Here is a 22,652-nt window from a genome sequence, read left to right on the forward strand (position 1 = left end):
AGCACGGCGTCAGGGCCGGACAGCGTAGGGCATGGCCCCGGAGTAGCGCATCGCCGTGATCCGCACCGTGTACCCGAAGGTCGGCGCCTCGATCATCATGCCGTCACCGAGGTAGATAGCGACGTGGTAGATGCCCGACTGGGTCCCGTTGGAGGACCAGAACACCAGGTCCCCCGGCTGGGCGCCGGACAGGGGCACCTGTGCCCCCTGACCGTACTGGACCCGTGAGGAGTGGGTGAGGTACACGCCAGCCTCACGGTAGGACATCATGGTCAGCCCCGAGCAGTCCAGGCCGGAGCGCGACTCCCCGCCCCACACGTAGGGAGTCCCGATGTAGCTCCTGGCAGCAGCGATCGCGGTGGCCGCACCCGAGCCTGACGACGTCGCGGGCGCAGCGGGCTCCTCCTGGGCGGGCGCGGGCTCCTCCTGAGCGGGCGCAGGCTCCTCAGCCGGCTCCTCCTGAGCGGGCGCAGGCTCCTCCTGGGCGGGCGCAGGCTCCTCAGCCGGCTCCTCCTGAGCGGGCGCAGGCTCCTCAGCCGGCTCCTCCTGAGCGGGCGCAGGCTCCTCAGCCGGCTCCTCCTGAGCGGGCGCAGGCTCCTCAGCCGGCTCCTCCTGAGCGGGCGCAGGCTCCTCAGCCGGCTCCTCCTGAGCGGCCTCACCCTCCTCGGTCGCCGCCTCGTCCTCAGGCTGCGGCTCCGCAGGCTCCTGGGTCGAGGACTCAGACGGCTCAGAGGCCTCGGCAGCCGCCTGGTCCTCCTCGGCACCCTCACCCTCCTCAGAGGGCTGGGCCTCCTCCTGGGTCACGCCAAGAGCCTCCCTGGCCGCCTCCTCCTCACTCTGCCTGCGCTGCTCCTCCAGCTGGTCCTGGTACTGCGTCTCCAGCTCGACGGTGGTGCTGCGCTGGGTGGCCAGCTGCTCAATAAGGACAGCACGCTGGTCCTGGGCCTGCGTGACGGCGGTCTGGGCGGCCGTGGCGGCAGCGTCGGCCGTCGTCTTGGCATCCTGCGCGTTCTGGGCCGCGGTCTCCTTGGTGGTGAGCCTGCTGTCAGCAAGGTCCTGCTTGGACTCAGCCTCGGCCTGGTTCGCCTCAACCTCCTGGACCTTGGCGTCGGTGCTCTCCCCGACGCGAGTCAGCGCCGCACCGGCGTCAGCAAGGTCAGACAGCGACTCACTGGTCAGGTAGGGCGTCAGGGCCGTCAGGGCGCTGCCGCCCTCCTGGTAGGTCTGCACGACGACGGCCCCGAGCTCGGAGCGCGCCTCCTCGGTCTCCTGCGCAGCGGCCTCGGCGTCCTCCTGCGCCTGCTGGGCCTGCGAGGTGGCCGTAGCCAGCTCGTCCATCGCCACGAGGTAGTCCTCGTTGGCGACCTGGGCACTGACCTGGGCCGCGTCCAGGTTGGCGCTCAGCTCGACGAGCGCCTCCTCCAGGTCCTCAATCGATGCTGACGTCGTCGTCTCAGCGGCCCTGGCGTCATCAATGTCGTCCTGGTCGACAGGGTCGGCGTACGAGGCTGGCGTCAGGGTGCACGCCAGCGCCAAGGCGGCACCAGCCGCCAGGCCGCGCCCCCATCGGTTCTGGTACTTGAGGCTCACGAAGGTCTCCGTCGTCAGACAGTTGTCACGGGCCAGCGGGGCGCTGGCCCGCCCGCACTGCGGGTCGCTGCGGGTCTTGGTATCGCCACACTAGTCGCTCGCGTTCATTCTGGAAACACTAACCACATCATTCACACCGACAACTCACACCTCTGTCATTTCAGGCGATCCGCGTCATGACGCGGATCGCCTGCACCGAGACCGACAGGCGATCCTTGTGACATCTCTCACAGCAGGTGCGGGGATGGGGCGACACGGCTAGCGGGAAAGGGGTGTCCACCCCTTCTGGTCCACCGCCCAGCACTGCGCACCTACCACCGCAGGCGCCGCTCTCACTGAGTTACTCCGGGTTACTCCGGGCTGCCCCGGGCTGCCCCGGGCACGGCCCGCCCCACCACCTCAGGCTCGCGCCGCATCCCACGGGCCGGTAGAGTCCGCGCCATGTCCTGCACCCAGCACCAGACCGGGACCCGGCTCCAGGCAGGGGACGGCTCCCGTCGAATGCGTAGCTGACGCGTACGCCACCCCGTACGCGTCACCCCGTCCCCTGCCCACCCTGGTGACAGCAGAGGACGCAGGACACCTTCCCGCACCACGCACCGCCAGCGTCAGGAGCCGGCGAGGCGGCCGCCCGGTCTGAGACGGTCGGGGGATGACGGCCTGAGGACGATCGAGGTCCACAGGCCGCAGGTGCGTAAGGCCAGGTCGTTCCCGCGCCCCCTCGGTCACCACCGCACCAAGGAACACCCTCATGCCAGAACCGACACTCCCGCCCACCCAGACCAGCCCCGCCGCAGACGGCCTCTCCGCCTCCACACCCCCAGGCCCCAGCAGCCCGGAAGGCTGGCGGTTCGAGACCAAGCAGGTCCAGGCGGGACACGACCCCAAGTCGGACAGCACCCGCTCCCGAGCCATCCCCATCTACCAGACCACCTCCTACGTCTTCGACTCCGCCGAGCAGGCCGCCGCGCGCTTCGCGCTGACCGACCTGGGCCCTATCTACACCCGGCTGAACAACCCGACCAACGAGATCGTCGAGAACCGCATCGCCGCCCTGGAGGGGGGCGCAGGAGCGCTGCTGACCGCCTCCGGGCAGGCAGCCCAGACCCTGACCTTCCTGACCCTGGGGGGCGCGGGCAGCAATATCGTGGCCTCCCCCTCCCTGTACGGGGGCACCACCAACCTGCTGGCCCACTCCCTGCCCCGGCTCGGCATCGAGACACGCTTCGTGGACAATCCAGCCGATCCTGAGGCCTGGTCCGCCCGGGCCGACGAGCGCACCATCGCCTTCTTCGGGGAGACGATCCCCAACCCCCGCGGTGACATCCTCGACATCGAACCGGTGGCCGCAGCAGCCCACGCCCAGGGCATCCCCCTGGTCGTGGACAACACGGTGGCCTCACCGTTCCTGACCCGCCCCATCGAGTGGGGCGCCGACATCGTCGTGGCCTCTGCCACCAAGTTCCTGGGCGGGCACGGCTCCTCCGTCGCTGGGGTCATCGTGGACTCCGGGAGGTTCGACTTCGCTGCCGCGCCGCAGCGCTTCCCCGGGTTCAACACCCCCGACGAGTCCTACCACGGCCTGGTCTACGCCCGGGACCTAGGCGTGGGCAGCCCCCTGGGAGCCAACCTGGCCTTCGTCCTCAAGGCCCGCACCCAGGGGCAGCGCGACCTGGGCTTCCCCCTGGCCCCGCACTCGGCCTTCCTCATCGCCCAGGGCATCGAGACCCTCTCCCTGCGCATGGAGCGCCACGTGGACAACGCCCTGGCTGTGGCCACCTGGCTGGAGGCTCGTGACGACGTCGCCGACGTGCGCTACTCGGGCCTGGCCTCCAGCCCCTACTACCCGCTGCACCGCAAGTACTGCCCGCGGGGCGCGGGAGCGGTCCTGGCCTTCGACCTGCCGGGGGGCCGGGAGGCCGGGGCCGCCTTCATCGACGCCCTGCGGCTGTTCTCCAACCTGGCCAACATCGGTGACGTGCGCTCCCTGGCGGTCCACCCGGCCACCACCACCCACTCCCAGCTCGACGACGCGGGACTGGCGGCCTCAGGCATCACCGCCGGGACGGTGCGCCTGAGCGTCGGTATCGAGCACATCGACGACATCCTGGCGGACCTGGAGCGCGGCCTGGCTGCCGTCTCAGGGGGCCAGTCGTGAGCCTCCCGGACACGTACGGCCCGGGCACGGACCGGGCGCCCCGCCCCTCCCCCACGCTCATCAGCGACGCCGAGGAGGCTCCCGCCTACGGCGTGGGCACGGCCGCCTCCAAGCTGGTGGACCGCGAGGCGGGCTCCCCCACCGGGGCGTGGCGGCCCGGCAACGACCCGGGACGCCGTCGCTTCCTGGAGATCGGGGACCTGCCGCTGGAGTCCGGTGAGGTCCTGCCTGACACCACGCTGGCCTTCGAGACCTGGGGGCACCTGTCCGAGCGGCGTGACAACGCCGTCCTGGTGCTGCACGCCCTGACCGGGGACTCCCACGTCACCGGTGAGGCCGGACCCGGGCACCCGACCCCGGGGTGGTGGCCCGGCGTCGTCGGCCCCGGCAGGGCTGTCGACACGCAGAGGTACTTCGTCGTGGCCGCCAACATCCTGGGCGGGTGCCAGGGCTCGACAGGGCCGTCCTCCACCGCGCCAGACGGCCGCCCGTGGGGGTCACGCTTCCCCTGGCTGACCACCCGCGACGCCGTGGAGGCCGAGGCCCGCCTGGCTGACGCGCTGGGGATCGAGGCCTTCCACCTGGTGATCGGCGCCTCCCTGGGAGGGCACCGGGCCCTCGAGTGGGCCGTGAGCCACCCGCACCGGGTACGCAACCTGGCACTGGTGGCCACCGGGGCCTCCACCACCGCCGACCAGCTGGCCTGGTGCCACCTCCAGGAGCTGGCGATCGTAGGCGACCCCTACTTCCTTGACGGCGACTACTACTCCCACCCGGTGGGGCCCGTGCGGGGCCTGGCGCTGGCCCGGGCACTGGCCCACACCACCTACCGCTCGGCCGCCGAGCTGGACCAGCGCTTCGGCCGGGCGCACCAGGGGGAGGAGGACCCCGCAGTGGGCGGACGCTACCAGGTGGAGTCCTACTTGGACTACCACGCGGGCAAGCTGTTGGCCCGGTTCGACGCCAACACCTATCTTATTGTCACCCACTCCATGATGGTCCACGACGTCGGGACCGGGCGCGGGGGGATCGAGGCCGCCCTGGGGCGGGTCACCGCCCGCACCCTGGTCGTCGACGTCGACTCCGACCGCCTGTTCCTGCCCGCCCAGGCCCAGGAGCTGGCTGACGGCGTACCGGACGCCAGGAGGAGGACGGTGTCCTCGCTGCACGGGCACGACGGGTTCCTCATCGAGACCGACCAGATGGAGGCGATCCTGCGGGAGTTCCTGGAGGAGGCTGAGGGAGCCTGACAGCAGGGGCTGCGCGCCGTGGCAGGCCCACGCCCCTCCCCGGCCACCCCGTGAGAAAGATGTTGTCCCAGGAGGCGTTGACATAGTTGTCACGACCCAATAACGTGGTGGTGACACTGTTGACCCAGCGGGACCTGGAGCGATGACATTGGCGGAGAACAGGCAGAAGACAGCGATCGGAAAGGTGCTGGGACGTACCAGGACCGCGCGCCTCACGCTGGACCTGGAGGACGGCTCCACCAAGGCTGCCACGCTCAGCCAGGACCTGTCGGACTCGTGGACGTCTCCCCGGGCCACCGACTACGAGACGATCCTCTTCGAGCTCATCAACACCATGCGCTCTGCCTGGTCCAACCTGGAGCTCACGCTGGAGGAGGCCTTTGACGGCCAGCCCGACGAGGTTGAGGAGGACGATCCCAGGGCTAAGTGGGACTAGGAAGTTGGACTAGCAGGCACCGCAGCCCTGCCCGGCACGCACCAGCAGAAGCCCGGACAGCGGCACCACGACGAGTAGAGGACAGCAATGGCCTACATCTACCTTGAGCCGACCGACCTGCAGTCCTTCATCAACTCCCTCAAGGACTTCGCCGACTCCTACGAGGAGCAGATGGAGGGCGTGCGCACCACCAACCGGGTCCACGACGATCCCGGCGACGTAGCCCTGATGATCGGAGAGGGCCTGCTCATGTCCTCCTACGCCTTCGACCTCAGGACCCAGGCAGCAGAGCTGCAGACGCGGCTCGACGAGGCCGTCGCCATGAACAACTCCGGCGTGACCCCGATGAGCGGGAGCATGATCGCCTACTACTTTCCCGACGGAGGCGAGTACAGCCACGACACCGTGGACAATGTTGTCGCCTTCAACTCTGCCTCCGCCACCGGGGCCAGCCGCGACGCAGCCGCACTGGACCAGGCTCTCAGCAGCGAGGACGGGCAGGCCGCCGACGGTCGCACCGTGGAGCAGGTCCTTGCCGAGCAGGACAAGCACAAGGACGTGCCCGCCTACGCGGCGACCTATGTCTCCACCATGGGGCTGGACAGCTACCTGGACCTCCCGCAGCGGTTGGGGGCCAACTACACCACGGTGGAGAAGACCGACGGCAACCACGGCTACACCCCGCGCTACGAGGCAGTGACTGACCACGAGGCAGCCAGCCAGGCGACCGGAGTCCTTGGCAGCATGCTCGCGGCCGTCTCCCAGCCCGGCGTGACGATCACAGACCCCAGTACCGGCAAGCAGGTCACCGACCTGGCTCAGGCAGTGGACGCCGCCCTCAGCGAGACGGGCCACCTGGGACGCGTGTCCGGCCTCAACGCCATGATGGAGAACACGGTGGATACGGTCTACCACGCTGACTTCCTGGTGGACCTGGCCACACGCATGGAGGACAGGGACTACGACGGCACGACGCCGGAGGACGTCCTGGGTGCAGACGGTCACGGGGGCGCCTGTACCGGCTCGTCCATGGACCCCCTGGCGGGCGTGCTCACGGCCATGGGCTACAACCCCAAGGCCGCTATGCAGTACCTGGTCCCCGACGGGGAGGTCGGCTCCGAGGGAAGCTGGGTACCAGGGGACAAGGCGCAGGACCGCTGGGAGCTCCTGTCCACGCGCACGTGGGACCCCCGTGGCGGCTACGACGGCCTCGCTACCGCCCTCGGGGGCGCCTCCTCCCTGCGGGTCCGTGATCCCGACGGCCCCCAGGACGAGAAGGCCGCCTGGATCACGGGTCAGGGGATGGACTACCTGGCCGACAAGGCCGACAGCGAGGACGTCGAGTACTCCTCGACCGCCAGGAACAGCATTGCGATCATGCTGGGGAACTCGCTGGACGACATGGAGGAGATGCTGGCGAGGCGTTCCTCCGGCTCTGCTGCCGTTTATGACAAGACTGCCCACGACAGTCACCGCCCCGCGTTTATGGCCGGTGACCACAGCGAGGCGATCCGTGCCCTGACTAGTATCGCGGGCACCGATGACACCGCCCTGCAGACCATGGCCACGGCCGTAGGCCGTCACTCGACCATGCGCGCCCAGGCCACTATTGACGCCTACCCGGATGTGACCCTGGGGCAGAGCAGCGAGTTTGACAACGAGGTAGGGGCTGGCGTCCGTGCCGACGGCCAGCTGCTCGGGTTTATCAGCCAGTCCGCTATTGACATCCGCACCCAGGCTGCGGTGTCGGCCGCCCAGGCCCAGGAGGACGTGGTCGCGGCGAGCCTCGGCGGGCTCAGCACCGGGCTGTCCTCCGTCCCGCACCCGGTCACGCAGGCGGCAGGCGTGGCAATCTCCCCGGCCCCTCCCGTCATGACGGAGGAGGTGGGTGCGGTGGACCTCTCGGGTGTGGACGCAGCACAGGCGCTGGTGGACAGGTCCCAGACGTCGCTGGAGCACACCACGGTGGCTCTGCTGGCTAACAACGACCGCCTGGACCAGGGCGCCTACTACGACGTCCACGGGGAGGACTACGCCACCGGCCACGAGTGGATGAGGGAGGACCACACCATCGACACCGCCTCGGTGCTGACCAGCACAGAGCACGGCAGACAGTTCGAGGACTGGCTGCGAGACGCCTCCATCCCCGAGGTCACCCTCAAGAACACCCTCGCCGGAGGCATCCAGGACGGACAGCACAGTGCCAGCCACCACTAGCAGCAGCCCACCAGGCACCAGCAGCCCAGTAGGTGCCGACAGCACCACCAGCAGGTCCCTGGTGCGGCGGGCGGTAGCCCTGGTGGCAGGGAGGTGGCCGCGTCCCCGGCCGCGGGTGGTGGCCGCCGTGGTGGCGGCCTGCCTGGTCACGGCCAGCACGGGCTGGGGCGGGTGGTGGTGGGTGCGTGTCCACGACCCCCTGACCATCAGGCTGACCGCCCTGGCCAACAACCCCCACTCAGCCCTGGACTGGCTCGCCCCCCGGGCCAGCCAGACGGACCAGCCCTCCAGCACCCCCAGCGCGCCAGTCAGCCAGCCCACGCAGGACCAGGCAGGCCGGGCCAGCCAGGAGACCGGTGGGGACGAGGGCGGGCAGGGGTGGCAGCCCTCGGCAGCGGCGGTAGCGCGGTGGGAGGAACTGGGCTCGCGGGCCTGGGGCTCCCAGGGCCTGCACGCCCTGGCCAGCGCCCTGGCCGCCACCACCCGGCTGGGTGAGGAGGCCACTGGTACAGGCAGCGGACCTGGTCAAGACGGTGAGAACTCCGCCGCCAGCAGGAGCAGTGCCTCCGGCTCCGGGAGGGAGGAGGCCCTGCGGGCGGCCTGGGCAGCCGCCCAGGGCCTGGAGGTCCTGGCCGACCACGCGACCCGCCTGGAGGCTGGCACCGGTCCCGCCCTGGCCCGTCTCCTGGCAGGCCTCCTGGAGGACGTGGAGCAGGCCACCGGGAGGGCCTCCGGGGTGCCCGCCTGGGAGCCTGCCCGCCCCGTCCTCATGCCCGGCAGCCACGATCGGGCCGTCCTGACCCTCCTCTCCGTGGCGGTGTCCCAGGACACCGGCCTGACCACCCTGCTGGAGGCGGTCACCACCCGCTCCTCCCCCCGTCTCCAGGCCGTCATTGACACCCACCCCGCCGGCGTCCTGGGCCACGACACCGCCTTTGACACCGAGGTCGGCGCCGCCCTCCACGACGACGGCGTGCTCATCGGCCTGACCGCCCAGCTGGCCACCACTGCCCGCACCCCACAGGACGGCAACGACCAGGACGAGACCACCTCCCTCACCAGCGACGGCCTGGACCCCCGCGTGAGCAGCCTCGCCGACCAGGCCCGCAGGAGGATCGAGCACACCACGGTGGCGCTGCTGGCCAACAATGACCGCCTGGACCAGGGTGCCTACTACGACGTCCACGGGGAGGACTACGCCACCGGCCACGAGTGGATGAGGGAGGACCACACCATCGACACCGCCTCGGTGCTGACCAGCACAGAGCACGGCAGACAGTTCGAGGACTGGCTGCGAGACGCCTCCATCCCCGAGGTCACCCTCAAGAACACCCTCGCCGGAGGCATCCAGGACGGACAGCACAGTGCCAGCCACCACTAGCAGCAGCCCACCAGGCACCAGCACCACCTCGGCAGGTGGCAGCAGCAGCGCCACTCCGGCAGGCAGCAGCGCCACCGCCCTCACGGGCACCTGGGGGCGCGACGTCCTGGGTCCCGGCTTCCAGGCCCGCACCCTGGAGCTGGCGCCCGACGCCGAGGACGACGGAGCGGTCGCCACCCTGGTGCACCACGTCCCCTCCGAGGACCCGCACGCCCTGCCCGGCACCCCCACAGCCCCCGTCTTCGCCTACCTCTACGTCCACGGCTGGAACGACTACTTCTTCCAGACCCACCTGGCCCGGGAAGTCTCTGCCCTGGGCGGGGCCTTCTACGCCCTGGACCTGCGCCGCTACGGCCGCTCCTGGCGCGAGGGCCAGATGCACGGGTGGTGCGCCTCCCTGCTCGACTACGACGAGGAGCTGGACCTGGCCCTGCGGGTCATCCGCTCCGAGCACGCCTCGCACCCCGGCCCGGGCCTTCCCCTGGTCCTCAACGGCCACTCCACCGGGGGCCTGACCGCAGCCCTGTGGGCGCACCGCCATCCCGGCGTCCTGTCCGGCCTGGCACTCACCTCCCCCTGGCTGGAGACGTGGGGCGGGCAACCCGCCCGCACCCTGGGGCGGCCGGTGATACGCACCCTGACACGTGTGAGCCCGCGCATGGAGCTGCCCACCGGCACCATCAGCCCCTCTGATGTGTTCTACGTGGCTGACGGCTGGGACGACGAGCGTGACGGGGCGCTGCCGGACCCCTCCTGGGCGCAGGACCCCTACGTCACCGGCTGGGACCTCAACCCCGCCTGGGTCCTGCGTCCCTGGGCACCGGTGCGACCCGGATGGCTCCTGGCAGTCCTGGACGGCCAGGCCCGCGTGGCCCAGGGCCTGGCCATCGACTGCCCCGTGCTGTCGATGGCCTCAGCCCGCAGCCTCCTGACCCTGGGGTGGGCACCGCAGGCACGCCACGCCGACACCATCATCGACGCCCAGGCCTGTGCCCGACGCTCCGTGCAGCTGGGCAACCTGGTGACCATCGCCCGCTTCGCGGGCGGTGTCCATGACCTCACCCTCTCCGAGCCGCCCGTGCGTGGGCAGGTCTTCTCCACGCTAGGGCGCTGGCTTATGTCGTACGCCCTACGCGCTCCGCAGCCGAGCCCTTGAGAGCAACCTGGTCCTCACAGGACACCGAGTCCTCATAAAGTACTGGCACGTCAGTCGTTCTGTGAGGATGTGGCAGACCTTGCGTGCAGGCCACCCGTGACCGACGGGAGCCCTGCCGGGGCCGTGCCGGAACCACGTCACGACGGCGACCGGCGCAGGTCCTCCCGCAGCTCCCCGAGCTGGCGTCCGCGCACGCCCAGCCGCCACACGCGCCACCCGTCGGCGTCATCCACGCCCTGGGCGGCGTTGGCGGCGGAGGTGGGGTCGGAGAAGGTGCGACCGTCCACCAAGGTGATGATGCCTCCGGCGGACAGGACGGCCTCATGGTAGATGCCCCGACGCAGCCCCTGCCAGATGATGCGCGTGGGACCCTCCAGGTGGCGCGCGATCGCCGCCAGGTCTGCGGCGTCCTGGGCCGCCACCTCCGGGGTGGGGCGGGTGACCGCGTCCGCCTCGGTCTGGTCCGTCGCACGGCCTGGCGGGCTGACGGGCCAGGCCTGAGCCAGGTGCGCCGCCTCGGTGTCGTCCTGGGTCGGGGTGGAGGCCGAGGGGGGCTCCGGCGGCTGCACCGGGGCCTGCTCCTCGGCCCGTTCCTCACCGTCACCCGCGTGCCGGGAGGTCCTCAGCGCCCCCGGTGCCACCGGGGCTGCCGCGTGCTGCCCGACAGCAGAGTCCCACCCGGAGCGGCCCGGCGCACGCGTCCCCGGCACCGTGTCCCGCAGGCGGTGGCCACGGGCGCGGGACACATGCTCCTCAACCTCCTCCTGGAGCTCCTGGGCGTTGTCGCGCACGCCGACCGTGCCCGCCACCGGCGTGGAGTCCGCAGCACCAGCCCCGCCCTGTGTCACGACCTCCGCGCGGGAGAAGGGCACCGACGAGCCCTGCTCCTGGTCAGGACCGGTCGGCTGCTGCGGGGCGACGACCTCAATGGAGCCCGTGACCGGCTGGGGCCTGGCCCGCTGGGCGTTCGCAGCCCTGCCACCGGGACCAGTCAGGCCGGGGCGTGGAGGACGGGCCACCAGCAGCGGGCCACCACCGCTCAGGTCGCTCATCCGGACCTGCTCAATGACCACAACCACCCGTGACTCGTCCACGACCCGGGTGTCAACCTCGTAGAGCTCGACACCTGAGCCCACCAGCACTGACATGCTGGAACGGACGTCGGGCGCCAGGGACGCCGCCATCAGCGTCAGGCGCGGGCCGGACTCCACCTGGGAGGGCATGGCCTCGCGGAACTCGTTCCAGTCCTCCCGGAAGGCCGCCAGCCCGCCGGTGTAGCGGCTGGCCAGCTCCCGCCGCCCGGCGGCTGCGGCTGCCGTCAGGCGGGACATCGCCGACATCAGGGCAGCAGCGTCAACCGAGCTGAGGACCTCCACCAGGACCACCTGACCGGTCGCGTCCAAGGCGGTCAGGCTCTGCCCGTGGTCCACCTCGCTCCACCCCAGGGGGAACAGGGGACGACGCAGCACGTCGACAACCTGGCGCTGGATGGCGGCAAGACCGCGAGCCCGGGTCTCAGCATCCGTGGAGCGGCCAAGCCGTACCGGGAGGAGGTGGTTGCCATCGAGCTCGTACATGGCCATAGGAGGTCTGCCTTTCCTCGTCGTCGTGCCCGGCCCTCCGCCACGGGAAGACACCCGGCACGCCCCAGATGACCTGGGTCCCGGCAAAGTATCCTCTCGCGCGAGACGGAGGACCGTGTCCGGGGCGTTATTCCATCCTCTCACGCCCACGGACGTGTTCCGGGGATTCTCGGGCGGGAGCCGCCCGCCTGTCTGCGTCCCCGCCCCGACGACCCAGTGACGCAGTGCCACGACGGCGCCACAACCGTGACACCAACTGTGACACCGACCGTGACACGGTAGACGTCGGCAGGAGGCTTGCGGGCAGCACCACAGCCAGGAGCCGACGCCACCTCCCGGCAGCACTGCGCAGCCCGGCACTGGCAGTGCTGAGCCTCTCGTCGGCCTCCCGCCGCCCGGGTGCTGCGGGACCAGCCACAGTCTCCTCCTGGGCTGGGGGACCGTAGCACTCCGCGACAGCCCCGGCAGCCAGGTGGTGGACCGCCTCCCGTTCCCGCCTGGCCAGCTCCCCAGTGGCCGGGTCCGCGTCCTCCGACTGCCGGGCGGGAGCGGGTAGGGCCGCCACGAGCCGCTCAGCCACGGCCTCGTGCGTGCGCGCCCTGCCCCCCGGCCTCCTGCCCAGGAGGCGCAGGTCGGCCCCTAGCGCCACCAGCTCCTCCCAGGCCGCTGCCGCAGGGTCCCGGCCCAGCCTGATCCGCTGACGACGTCGGCGCCCGGCTGCCGCACGCAGCAGCCCCGGAGCCAGGAGGCAGGCCAGGAGCACCACGAGCACCGCCACGGTGCCCCAGCGCGCCACCGACGTAGCCGACGCGCGCACCCCCACCTGCGGCGCGGAGACGTCGGAGGCGTCCTGGTCCTCAGCAGCCGGGGGCTGCGTCCCCGGCTGGGAGGCAGGCTGGCCCGGGGTGGCCTCGGCCGGGGACGAGGCGGGGGACGCGGACGCAGTGTCCTGGCCCTGCTGGTCCGCCTCCACGCCTGACCCGCCGGGCGTGGGCTCGAAGGCGACCCACCCCTCCCCCTCGACCCACACCTCGGGCCAGGCGTGGAGCTGGTCGCCCCTGACCTCCGTCCACCGGCCCGGTCCCGCAGCGGCAGAGGCGTAGCCCACGGCGATCCGGGTGGGCAGCCCCAGCGACCGCGCCATGACGGTGAAGGCGGAGGCGTAGTGGACGCAGTAGCCACGACGCTCCCGCAAGAAGGTCGCCACGGTGTCCATGGCCGACCCCCCGCCACCACCGCTGTCACCACTACTGTCGGCACCACTGCCAGCACCACCGGGGGCCGACTCGTCGTAGACGAAGCCCTCCCCCCGCAGCCAGGACGCCAGCGCCACCGCCCGGGAGGCGGTGTCCTCACCGGCACCGGCCTGTGCCAGCGCCTCACGCGCTGCCTGGGCGGCCGCGTCCGGGGTGTCCGCAGGGAGACGGGTGTAGCGCTCCAGCACGTCCCGGGAGGCAGCCGAGGTGACAGGCACCTGCGCCGCCGACTGCCCGGAGGCGTCAGCGACGGCGTTCCATCCCAGCAGCGTGTACGTCATCCCCCGCCCCAGGAGGGTACCGCCGCTGGTTGCCGTTGACGTGCCCTCCACCCAGCGCCACGCCCCCAGGTCGACCTCCGGGTCAGCCTCCCCGTCCGTTTCCACGTCGGCTTCCAGGTCTGCCCCGGTACCTGTGGGAGACGGGGACGCAGCACCCTCTTGCGCCCCGGCCCCCCCCTCCACACCGGTACCGAGATCCTCACCCGACCCTGCCACCAGGGCCGTGGACTGGAGGACAGGCAGGTGGTCGGTGCTGAGGTCCTGCACGCGCACGCGCAGCGCCGTGACCGCACCGGCACCGTCCCTGCCGGTGGTACCGACCAGGTCGTCCAGGTCCGAGGCGCTCAGCCCGGACCGGGTCACGGCCCCTCCCGCTGTCAGGGCACCCTCGCCGAAGGCTCCTTGGAGCCTGGAGACCTCCGTGGGTCCGGGCCTGCGCTCCGGCCCCCAGGAGGCCCCCTCCAGGTCAGCGATGACGGCCAGGGGCAGTCTCAGGCTGGTGCCTGCCTCCAGGTCACCCATGTAGGACAGGACGGTGGTCCCAGGGCCTCGAAGCAGGTCCCGGGACAGGGTCAGGCCCAGCTCTGGCTCAGTCGTCCGCGTCCTCGCGGGCGCCCACCCCTGTCCCGTCACCACAGGCACCGCCCCCGTGAGGGCGGTGGCCACGACCACGGCGACCGTCCCCATGACCAGGCCTAGCCTGCGTCTTGCCGCACTGGGGCCGTGGGAGGGTCCGGGGTCGTGACTGCGTGAGGGCCAGTAGCGGGCGGGGGCGGAGGTGACCACCAGGGCCGTCAGGCACAGCGCCGCGCCCGCCAGGCACAACCGTGGCGGGTCCTGACCCCGGACCACCACGGGCACGAGGAGGGCTGCGGCCGGAACCAGCCCGGTCAGCCCGACGACGTCCGCCCCACCTGCGGACACCAGGGCGCAGGCCCACGACAGCAGCAGGCAGACGGTGAGGAGCCCCGACCCCAGGGCCGCAGAGACCTCCAGGGGCGGCACGCCTGTGGCCAGCTCCTGACCTACCAGGCGCGCCGTCCCAGCCGGGTCCTGCCACCACACCGAGGCACGCGACCACCCCAGGACGGCGAGCAGCACGCAGGCCGCCGACGCCAGCCCCGCCGTCAGCCCCAGGGCCGGGCGGGAGGGCCAGAGGCTGCGCACCGCTCCCGGGACCAGCAGGGCCGAGGCGGCCACGGCCAGGACCTGGAGCTGCCAGGCGCCGGGAAGCAGCACCGGCTCGACCGCACGCGCCCCAACCCACCACAGTGCGGTGACAAGAAGCGCCGCCAGGAGCGGCTGCCAGCGGCCGGGCTCGGTCAGGACACGGGTCGCGGGGCTGAGCGGACGCAGCCGCTCAACAGAGCGCGAGGGCTGCGGCCGCACACGTGTCCTGCCACGTCCCGGCCCAGGCCTCACCTGCCACCTCCCTCCCGGGCGGCTGGCACGTGCAGCACCTGCCAGCCCTGCGGGACCTCACTAGCAGCCTCGCAGGCCATCGGCTCCTGCCCGCCGTCCGCCGCATCACCGACAAGAACCAGGGTCCCACGCACAGCCGGGTCCAGGAACGAGCAGCCGGCGTCACGGCTGCTGCGACGGGCGGCAGCAGCCCGACCTCCGTCCTGCGCCCCGGGCGAGGCAGCGGCCTGGACGACGACATCGGCAGCAACGACATCAGCGGCGAGGCCTGTCCGGCGCCCGGCCTGGACCTGCCGGCCGCCAGGCAGCACCGCCCCCTGGTCCCGCAGCGCGGCCGGGACCACCGAGGCGACGTCGCTGCCGCGCAGGTCCAGCTGCGCCAGGACCCGCAGGAGAGCGACGAAGCCTGCCCCCTCCACCTCCCACTGCAGAAGACGGCCCCTGTCGGCCTCGTCGGCTGCGGCGGGAAGAACCAGCACGGCCAGGCCCAGGTCACGGTACCGGGTGGACCACTCCTGAATGATCCCGGCCGCCACGGACACGACGGTCTCAGCCTCCTCGTGACTGGCACACGCCCCGGGTCCCGCCAGGAGGGCAAGACGGGCACGGGGGCGGGACTCCCGCTCCCGGTCGCTGACAAGGAGACGGTCAACCCGGGCGGACTGCTTCCAGTGGACGAGTGCCAACATGTCACCAGGGCGGTAGTCGCGCAGGGCGCCGGGCAGCTCCCCGCCCTCACTGCCGGGATGCTGCTGCCCCGGCGCAGGCCCCAGCACCGCAGCAAGCTCCTCCTCCAGGGCCACCGGCCGGGGCAGCACCAGGACCGTGGCCGACACGCCCAGCGGCAGGCTCGCACGAGCCAGGCCCAGCGGCTCCCACAGGACAAGACGCGAGACGCCCACGGCCACAGGGCCGCGCCGGGCGGCCTCCACGCCCAGCAAGGAGCCTCGGCGGCCCAGGGGCACCAGGGTGGAGACACCGTCCACCCTCCACAGGGCCCAGGCGGGCACGGCCACGGGCAGCCGCAGCCCTGCGTGCACGCCCACCAGCACCCGTTCTCCCACCTGGGGCAGGGCGGGCAGGTCCAGCCGCACCCAGGGACGGGCCACGGCGTTGACCAGGGCCGTGCCGCCCACAACGGCCAGGGACACCAGGACCGGTGCCGCCAGGACCAGGGCGGCACCGGCAAGCAGGCGCAGGCCCGTCAGCCACCAGGCACCCGCCAGGACAGCCCCCACCACCACCAGCCCCCAGCCCTGAGGCGTGGGAGCAGCCCAGGGGACACCCCGTTGCGCTCGGAGGCGGTGGTGCTCCACCGCAGTAGTCACCGGAGTACTCACCGGGCTGCACCTCCTGCGTCCTTCCTGCGTCTTCTGCCTACCCACCTGCCGCGCACCCGTCGTGGGCAGGGCCAGGCACCCCCGGACCGGGAGCCGTCACAAGCCCGGGACCGGTGTGCGCGACACGATCTGGGCCAGGACCTCACCGGCTGCCTGGTGCGCCTGGGCCGCCGAGGCGAACCGGCCGGCAGGCACCAGGCGGTGGGTCAGGACCGCGTCAGCCACCTGGGCGACGTCGTCGGGAGAGACGAAGCCCCGCCCGGCTGCGGCCGCCCGGGCACGCGCCAGGGCCGCCAGCTGCAGGCCCGCCCGGGGGCTGGCCCCCAGGGTCAGCCCCCGGGCGTGACGGGTCGCAGCGACCAGGGCCACGATGTAGGCCGCGACCGGCTCAGCCAGGTGCAGCCGGGCGACCGCGCTGCGCGCCCGGCGCACGTCCTCGGCGCAGGCCAGTGCCCTCAGCGCGTCCAGCGGGTCCGCGCCAGCGCGGTCAGTGTGCATGGCGGTCTCCGCCGCCGCGTCCGGGTAGCCCATGGAGATACGGGTCATGAAGCGGTCGCGCTGGGCCTCGGGGAGCCGGTAGGTCCCCTCCATGTCCAAGGGGTTCTGGGTGGCGACGACCATGAAGGGGTCGGGCAGCGCCAGGCTCCTGCCCTCCACGCTCACCTGGTCCTCCCCCATGGCCTCCAGGAGGGCGGACTGGGTCCGCGGGGTCGCGCGGTTGACCTCGTCAGCGACGACGACGTTGGCGAAGACAGGCCCGGGGTGGAAGCGGAACTCCCTGGTGGACTGGTCGTAGACGCTGACCCCGGTGATGTCGGCGGGCAGCAGGTCCGAGGTGAACTGGATGCGGGACACGCTCAGGTCCAGGCAGCGAGCCAGTGCCGAGGCCAGCGTGGTCTTACCCACCCCCGGGACGTCCTCAATGAGGAGGTGGCCGCCAGCCAGGAGAGTGGCCACGGCGGTCTGCACGGCCTGGGTCTTGCCGACCACGACCGACTCCACCTGCTGGCGCAGAGCCCGGGCCAAAGCGGTCAGGGCCTGGAGGGACAGCTCCTGCACGCCCGGCTCCTGAGCGCACGCACGCGGGTCAGCGGGGGAGACCGCGAGCCGGGCACCCCTACCCGCGCCAGGGCCGGGGAACGGCACCGAGGCTGGGGACACCGCAGAGGACACGGCAGGAGATGCTGCGCTGGTCATGGCACGATCATGTCACGGCCAGCGCAGCACCGCGCCAGGCGTGCCTCCCAGGCGCACGCCTGGCAGACCTGGACGTCCTACTCCTCCACCGGCGAGAGCACCGCCGTGCGCCCCGCCTCCAGGCGCGCCACCGGCACCCGGAAAGGCGAGCAGGACACGTAGTCCAGACCCGCACGGTGGAAGAAGCCGATGGACTCCGGGTCCCCGCCGTGCTCACCACACACACCCAGCTTGAGCCCAGGCCTGGCGGAGCGTCCCCGCTGCGCCCCGAGCTCCACCATGTGGCCTACCCCTCGCTCGTCAATGGTCTCGAAGGGGGAGACGCCAAAGACCCCCTCCTCCAGGTACTCCCTGAAGAAGGTGCCCTCCACGTCGTCGCGGGAGAATCCCCAGGTGGTCTGGGTCAGGTCGTTGGTGCCGAAGGAGAAGAAGTCCGCCTCCTCCGCGATCGTGTCCGCGCTCACCGCCGCCCGCGGCAGCTCGATCATGCAGCCCACCGGGAAGGCCAGCTCGTACCCGGTCTCCCTGGACACCTCAGCCAGGACGGCCTCAGCACGCTCCCGCGCGATCTGGAGCTCGCGGACACTGCCAACCAGCGGGATCATGATCTCCGGGCGGGGACTCCCCCCAGCCCGCAGACGCTCGACCGCCGCCTCAGCCACGGCCCGCACCTGCAGCTCGATCAGCCCGGGCATGGTCAGCAGGAGACGCACACCGCGCAGCCCCAGCATCGGGTTGGCCTCGTGGTAGCGACGCACCACGGCCAGCAGCTCCTCGTCGGCCGGGTCCAGGGTGCCGCGCTCGCGGTCCAGGGCGACCGTGACGCTCAGCTCAGTGAGGTCGGGGAGGAACTCGTGCAGAGGCGGGTCGATGAGACGCACCGTCATGGGCCGCCCGTCCATGGTCTCCAGCATCTGCACGAAGTCGCCCTTCTGCAGCGGCAGGAGCGCCGCCAGGGCGCGCTCGCGCTCCTCCTGGGTCCCGGCCAGGATGAGGTTCTGGACATAGCGCTTGCGCTCACCCAGGAACATGTGCTCGGTACGGCACAGACCCACCCCCTGGGCACCACGGTGGATGGCGTGACGGGCGTCGTCGGGGGTGTCCGCGTTGGCCCTCACCTCCAGGCGGCGGACCTTGTCCGCGTGCCGCATGAGCCGGTGCACGCTGGTGACCAGCTCACGGGTGTCCACGTCGCCGGCCGCCTCCAGCGCCTCCTCCAGGCCACGGCGCAGGTAGGTCATGACCGGGGAGTCCACCACCGCGACCTCACCGAGGAACACCTCGCCGGTGGTCCCGTCAATGGCGATGACGTCCTGGCCGGTCAGGACCTCCTCACGGCCAGCCACTCGCAGCGTCTTGGCCGCAGCATCCACCTCCAGGGCCTCGGCACCGCACACGCAGGTCTTGCCCATGCCGCGGGCCACGACGGCGGCGTGGGAGGTCTTGCCGCCCCGCGCGGTAAGCACGCCGGAGGCGGCCACCATACCGGGCAGGTCGTCAGGGTTGGTCTCCCGGCGCACGAGGATGACGGACTCTCCCGCCTCGGAGCGGGCCACAGCCTCCTCGTTGTCGAAGACGACGTGCCCCACGGCCGCCCCCGGGGAGGCGGGCATGGCCCGGGTGAGCAGGTCCCGGTCGGTCTCACCGTTGAACTGGGGGAACATCAGCTGGGTGAGCTGGTCCCCGGTGACACGGGTCAGGGCCTCGTCCATGGTGATGAGCCTCTCGTCCACCAGCTGGGTGGCCACCCGGAAGGCCGCGGCGGCGGTGCGCTTGCCCACCCGGGTCTGCAGGAGCCAGAGGCGGCCGCGCTCAATGGTGAACTCGATGTCACACAGGTCGCGGTAGTGGGTCTCCAGCTTGCGCATCACCGAGCGCAGCTCGTCGTAGGAGGCCTTGTCCAGGTGCTCCAGGTCGGCCAGGGACAGGGTGTTGCGGATGCCTGCGACGACGTCCTCGCCCTGGGCGTTGACCAGGTAGTCGCCGTAGACGCCCGAGCGCCCGGTGGAGGGGTCGCGGGTGAAGCACACACCGGTCCCGGAGGTCTGGCCCATGTTGCCGAAGACCATGGTGCACACGTTGACGGCCGTCCCCAGGTCGTGGGGGATCTTCTCCCGGCGGCGGTAGATGTGGGCGCGCTCGGTGTTCCAGGAGCGGAAGACGGCCTCGGTGGCCATGTCGAGCTGGGCGCGCGGGTCCTGGGGGAAGTCGATGCCCGCGTGCTCGCGCACAATCGCCTTGTACTCCTCCACCAGCTCGGTCAGCGCCTCCACCTCCAGCTCGTAGTCCAGGGCGATGCCCCTGGCCTCCTTCTTGGCCTCCAGGGCGTCAGAGAAGTGGTCCCCGTCGATGTCCAGGACGGTCTTGCCGAACATCTGGATGAGACGCCGGTAGGAGTCCCAGGCAAAGCGCGCGTCCCCACTGGCTGCGGCCAGGCCCTCCACGGAGGAGTCGTTGAGGCCGATGTTGAGGACGGTCTCCATCATGCCGGGCATGGAGAACTTCGCCCCGGAGCGCACCGAGACCAGCAGGGGGTCCTGGGCGGCACCCAGCCCGCGGCCGAGCTCCTCCTCCACCTCGCGCAGCGCGGTGGTGACCTGGACCGCCAGCTCGTCAGGGACCTCACCGTCGGCCAGGTAGGCGCGGCAGGCGTCCGTGGTGATGGTGAAACCCGGAGGGACAGGCAGGCCCAGGCGGGTCATCTCAGCCAGGTTGGCCCCCTTGCCGCCCAGGAGGTCCTTCTGGTCCTTGTCCCCCTCGCTGAAGCGGTACACGTACTTGGGCATCCTTACCTCTCTTCTCGTCGTGTCGTGGCTGTCGCGGTCGCCGCCGCGCTCCCGTGCGCACAGACAGGCTACTACACTAGTGTGACCTCAGTCCTAGAGACGAATGCTGGTTCTCACGGCGTTTCACGGTGGTTTCATGGTGCTTCTGACAGCGGATGGTCACAGTATCGACCACGCCAGGGCGCCAGGCACGCACCTGCTCCCAGGCGGAGGCGCCCGCACCCCTGGGCACGAGCACCTGTACACTCAGACGTACATACGACGACGCCCGGCACGAAGAGGAGCCGCCATGAGGACCATGACCTACACCGAATCGCGCGCCCGCTACGCCGAGGTCCTTGACTCCGTGGTCAACGACTGCGAGGAGGTCGTCATCACCCGAGCAGGCCACGAGCCCGCCGTCATCGTCTCCCTGGCCGAGTACCAGTCCCTCAAGGAGACCGACTACCTCCTGCGCAACCCGGCCAACGCCCGGCACCTGATCAACGCGATCGCGCGCTCCGAGGCCGGGCAGGACGCCTACCACGACCTCATTGAGGTCGAATGACATGGCGGTCGCATGGGACAACGACGCCTGGGAGGACTACCTCTGGTGGCAGAAGCAGGACCGTAAGACCCTCAGACGCATCAACCAGCTCCTCCGCGACATCCAGCGCGACGCGACCACCGGGACCGGCAGACCCGAGCCCCTGCGCTACAACCTGGCCGGGTACTGGTCGCGCCGCATCACCAGCGAGCACCGCCTTGTCTACCGTGTGGACGAGCGAGGAGACATCCACGTGCTCTCATGCCGGTACCACTACGAGCGCTGACCGTCCCCAACCCCGGACATGATGCGCCCAGGCGCACCCAGGTCAGTCCTCCCAGGGGAACCGGGGCGGATCCTGCACGTAACTGCCGACGCCACAGGAGAGGATCCGAATCCGCCACATCCGCCCACCGTCAACGACCACAGCGTGGCGCGGTCGGCTCCCGCCGTCGTACTCCTCGCACCAGGAGGGCATGTCCCCGTCAGCGGCACGTGCCAGGAACTCCTCCTGCATGACACGCTCCCCTCTGGTCTCCGGCTCGACCGTGAGGTCCGGGACGGCCGTCGCGCTTACTGAGAGGCGGTCCGGCGCGCTGGCGTCTACGCTGCACACATACACGTCCTTGCCGGACAGCGTCTGGGCCTGGGCCACCGTCAGCGCAGGCGCCTCCTCCATTCCGGAGGCGCACAGCTCCTCAGCCTCCTGGGCGCTGACAGCAGGCGACGGGGAGGGTGGAGGGGAGTACCTCCCCCACCCCATGGGGGAGGGCTCGACCCAGCCCTGGGACGCCGCTGCCGCGTAGCACAGCAGGCCACCACCCACCAGGCAGTGCAGGACCACCACCACGAGCGGCCAGAAGCCCGGACGCCACCGGCTGCTAGCCGACGCCGACCTAGCCGACACTGACGTCCCTGTCCCACTCCCGGAGCCCAGACAGCTGTGTCACGGTATACATACACCGCCCCGGATCAGACCCAAAGCCCGCGATGACCCCATAGGCGATCTGCCCGCCCCGTCCGTGCGTGAAGTGGGCGATGCCACCTGAGTCACCCTCCCCCATCCCCTCGCAGTCCCGGCCCCCGTCCCGGTCACCGTCGTGGTGCGTCTCAGTGATCTGGCCCGCCCAGGCCACGCCTGTCCTCTCATTACCCATAATCCTGATGGTATTCACCCTGTAGACCACGAAGCGACACTGCTGCCCTGTCGTAGCACCGGACATGCACAGCTCGCGGCCCGCCGCCCTCATCCCGAAGAAGCCGTCGGTGATCGGCGCCGAGGACGAGGAGGAGACGTCGCCGTCATAGACCCGTGTCGCATAGCTGGACCCCCGCAGCAGCTGCCAGTCACCGTAGCGGTAGGCATTGGTCGGCCACGTGGTCGTATAGGTGGTCCCGACGAGCTCGGAGCTGTTCTCCCACCGACCTGTCCCGCAGTGCCCGGCCGTCAGCGAGTAGAAATGACCGTCACGCTCAATCGGCACGCCCAGGCTGCACTGGGTCTCATCCTTCGTATTGAAGTCCCTGATGATCCGCGCTCCTGCGTAGTACGGGGCGGTGTCGTTCTCCCTGGTCCTCGCGGGCTCCTGGGCGGCCTCGTAGGAGACCCTGACCGGGACGCCGACCCCCTCCAGCGCGTCCAGGACTACCCGCCTCTCCTCCTGGCTGCGCCCTCCTGCGGACTCGGGCACCGTGAACGCAGCGCCGCTACCCCCTCGGCGTCCTCCGAGACCACGTAGACCTCGACCACCTGGCGGTCGGAGGTCAGCGCCACCCCGAGCACGGTGTCCGGGTGCTCCTGGGCCACGGACTCCGCAGCGTCCGCCAGCGCCGTGACCTCGGGCGGCTCCTCTCCGTACCAGATGCGCTGGCCGCCCTCATCCTCGGTGTTGGTACCGATCGTGCTCCCAGTATCCTGATCCTGGTCACTAGCGTAGGTGGGGCTGAGTGCCGCCAGGCCCCCGTAGGCAACAATGGACAGAGCAAGCAGGACAATGAGTGCGGCCACCCTCCGCCTCGACACCACCATCATGGGAGCCCCTCCCTTCATCATTGAATGGCACATGAGGTCTC

The 22,652-nt window shown here is 71.1% G+C and carries 17 protein-coding genes; 8 read left to right on the forward strand and 9 right to left on the reverse strand.

Going from position 1 to position 22,652, the window contains the following annotated elements:
* Positions 1-9: 9 nt before the first annotated feature.
* On the reverse strand, positions 10-1,590 hold the full coding sequence (locus CWS50_RS09975) for a C40 family peptidase (protein WP_243118283.1): 1,581 nt from the start codon (positions 1,588-1,590) through the stop codon (positions 10-12).
* Between the two features lie 751 nt (positions 1,591-2,341).
* Between CWS50_RS09975 and CWS50_RS09980 the strand changes: the two genes are divergently transcribed.
* The 6 genes from CWS50_RS09980 (at position 2,342) to CWS50_RS10005 (ending at position 10,188) form a co-directional block, all read left to right on the forward strand.
* A complete protein-coding gene (locus tag CWS50_RS09980; protein WP_127842673.1) occupies positions 2,342-3,748 on the forward strand; it encodes an O-acetylhomoserine aminocarboxypropyltransferase/cysteine synthase family protein in 1,407 nt (468 codons plus the stop codon).
* Positions 3,749-3,807: 59 nt separating this feature from the next.
* On the forward strand, positions 3,808-4,998 hold the full coding sequence (gene metX, locus CWS50_RS09985; RefSeq protein WP_127843399.1) for a homoserine O-acetyltransferase MetX: 1,191 nt from the start codon (positions 3,808-3,810) through the stop codon (positions 4,996-4,998).
* Between the two features lie 142 nt (positions 4,999-5,140).
* Positions 5,141-5,434: a hypothetical protein gene (locus tag CWS50_RS09990; protein WP_127842674.1), complete on the forward strand. Its 294-nt coding sequence runs from the start codon at positions 5,141-5,143 to the stop codon at positions 5,432-5,434.
* 87 nt (positions 5,435-5,521) lie between these two features.
* Positions 5,522-7,651: a DUF6571 family protein gene (locus tag CWS50_RS09995; RefSeq protein ID WP_127842675.1), complete on the forward strand. Its 2,130-nt coding sequence runs from the start codon at positions 5,522-5,524 to the stop codon at positions 7,649-7,651.
* Positions 7,635-9,032, forward strand: a complete 1,398-nt coding sequence (locus CWS50_RS13010; RefSeq protein WP_164860122.1) for a DUF6571 family protein — start codon at positions 7,635-7,637, stop codon at positions 9,030-9,032. Before CWS50_RS09995 ends, CWS50_RS13010 begins: the two co-directional genes overlap by 17 nt.
* 106 nt (positions 9,033-9,138) lie before the next feature.
* Entirely contained in the window at positions 9,139-10,188 is a 1,050-nt protein-coding gene (locus CWS50_RS10005; protein ID WP_243118556.1) for a serine aminopeptidase domain-containing protein, read from the forward strand.
* 137 nt (positions 10,189-10,325) lie between these two features.
* Here CWS50_RS10005 and CWS50_RS10010 read toward each other — a convergent pair whose 3' ends face one another.
* From CWS50_RS10010 to ppdK, 5 genes are all read right to left on the reverse strand, one after another.
* Positions 10,326-11,765: a restriction system modified-DNA reader domain-containing protein gene (locus tag CWS50_RS10010; RefSeq protein ID WP_243118284.1), complete on the reverse strand. Its 1,440-nt coding sequence runs from the start codon at positions 11,763-11,765 to the stop codon at positions 10,326-10,328.
* Between the two features lie 133 nt (positions 11,766-11,898).
* The gene (locus CWS50_RS10015) at positions 11,899-14,697 is read right to left on the reverse strand and encodes a transglutaminase TgpA family protein (protein WP_127842678.1); all 2,799 of its coding nucleotides are present in this window, start codon (positions 14,695-14,697) and stop codon (positions 11,899-11,901) included.
* A gap of 29 nt (positions 14,698-14,726) precedes the next feature.
* Positions 14,727-16,070: a DUF58 domain-containing protein gene (locus CWS50_RS10020; RefSeq protein WP_127842679.1), complete on the reverse strand. Its 1,344-nt coding sequence runs from the start codon at positions 16,068-16,070 to the stop codon at positions 14,727-14,729.
* A gap of 96 nt (positions 16,071-16,166) precedes the next feature.
* On the reverse strand, positions 16,167-17,267 hold the full coding sequence (locus tag CWS50_RS10025) for an AAA family ATPase (protein ID WP_127842680.1): 1,101 nt from the start codon (positions 17,265-17,267) through the stop codon (positions 16,167-16,169).
* 77 nt (positions 17,268-17,344) lie between these two features.
* Positions 17,345-20,053 carry a pyruvate, phosphate dikinase gene (gene ppdK / locus CWS50_RS10030; RefSeq protein WP_127842681.1) on the reverse strand — a complete coding sequence of 903 codons (2,709 nt, stop codon included), beginning with the start codon at positions 20,051-20,053 and terminating at the stop codon, positions 17,345-17,347.
* Positions 20,054-20,342: 289 nt separating this feature from the next.
* On the opposite strand from ppdK, the gene CWS50_RS10035 reads away from it, so the two are divergent.
* Positions 20,343-20,600, forward strand: coding sequence for a type II toxin-antitoxin system Phd/YefM family antitoxin (locus CWS50_RS10035; protein WP_127842682.1), 258 nt, complete (start codon positions 20,343-20,345; stop codon positions 20,598-20,600).
* A 1-nt stretch (position 20,601) separates the two neighbouring features.
* Positions 20,602-20,865 carry a Txe/YoeB family addiction module toxin gene (locus tag CWS50_RS10040; RefSeq protein ID WP_127842683.1) on the forward strand — a complete coding sequence of 88 codons (264 nt, stop codon included), beginning with the start codon at positions 20,602-20,604 and terminating at the stop codon, positions 20,863-20,865.
* Between the two features lie 42 nt (positions 20,866-20,907).
* Here the strand turns inward: CWS50_RS10040 and CWS50_RS10045 are convergent, their stop codons facing one another.
* The 3 genes from CWS50_RS10045 to CWS50_RS10055 are packed head-to-tail and all read right to left on the reverse strand — an operon-like array spanning position 20,908 to position 22,611.
* Positions 20,908-21,486 (reverse strand): hypothetical protein, encoded by a 579-nt coding sequence (locus CWS50_RS10045; protein ID WP_127842684.1) that lies wholly within the window; start codon positions 21,484-21,486, stop codon positions 20,908-20,910.
* Entirely contained in the window at positions 21,476-22,270 is a 795-nt protein-coding gene (locus tag CWS50_RS10050) for a chymotrypsin family serine protease (protein ID WP_127842685.1), read from the reverse strand. Before CWS50_RS10050 ends, CWS50_RS10045 begins: the two co-directional genes overlap by 11 nt.
* Complete coding sequence (locus CWS50_RS10055; protein ID WP_127842686.1) at positions 22,225-22,611, reverse strand: hypothetical protein; 387 nt, start codon at positions 22,609-22,611, stop codon at positions 22,225-22,227. The genes CWS50_RS10050 and CWS50_RS10055 overlap by 46 nt, the downstream gene beginning before the upstream one ends.
* Between the last annotated feature and the right edge of the window lie 41 nt (positions 22,612-22,652).

The sequence above is a fragment of the Actinomyces wuliandei genome (assembly GCF_004010955.1).
Lineage (GTDB): Bacteria > Actinomycetota > Actinomycetes > Actinomycetales > Actinomycetaceae > Actinomyces > Actinomyces wuliandei.

Excerpts from the sequence above, each read along its gene's own strand:
- CWS50_RS09980 (WP_127842673.1), top strand. The coding sequence starts at position 2,342 with ATGCCAGAACCGACACTCCCGCCCACCCAGACCAGCCCCGCCGCAGAC.
- CWS50_RS09990 (WP_127842674.1), top strand. The coding sequence starts at position 5,141 with ATGACATTGGCGGAGAACAGGCAGAAGACAGCGATCGGAAAGGTGCTG.
- CWS50_RS09995 (WP_127842675.1), top strand. The coding sequence starts at position 5,522 with ATGGCCTACATCTACCTTGAGCCGACCGACCTGCAGTCCTTCATCAAC.
- CWS50_RS10010 (WP_243118284.1), bottom strand. The coding sequence starts at position 11,765 with ATGTACGAGCTCGATGGCAACCACCTCCTCCCGGTACGGCTTGGCCGC.
- CWS50_RS10025 (WP_127842680.1), bottom strand. The coding sequence starts at position 17,267 with ATGACCAGCGCAGCATCTCCTGCCGTGTCCTCTGCGGTGTCCCCAGCC.
- ppdK (WP_127842681.1), bottom strand. The coding sequence starts at position 20,053 with ATGCCCAAGTACGTGTACCGCTTCAGCGAGGGGGACAAGGACCAGAAG.
- CWS50_RS10035 (WP_127842682.1), top strand. The coding sequence starts at position 20,343 with ATGAGGACCATGACCTACACCGAATCGCGCGCCCGCTACGCCGAGGTC.
- CWS50_RS10040 (WP_127842683.1), top strand. The coding sequence starts at position 20,602 with ATGGCGGTCGCATGGGACAACGACGCCTGGGAGGACTACCTCTGGTGG.
- CWS50_RS10055 (WP_127842686.1), bottom strand. The coding sequence starts at position 22,611 with ATGATGGTGGTGTCGAGGCGGAGGGTGGCCGCACTCATTGTCCTGCTT.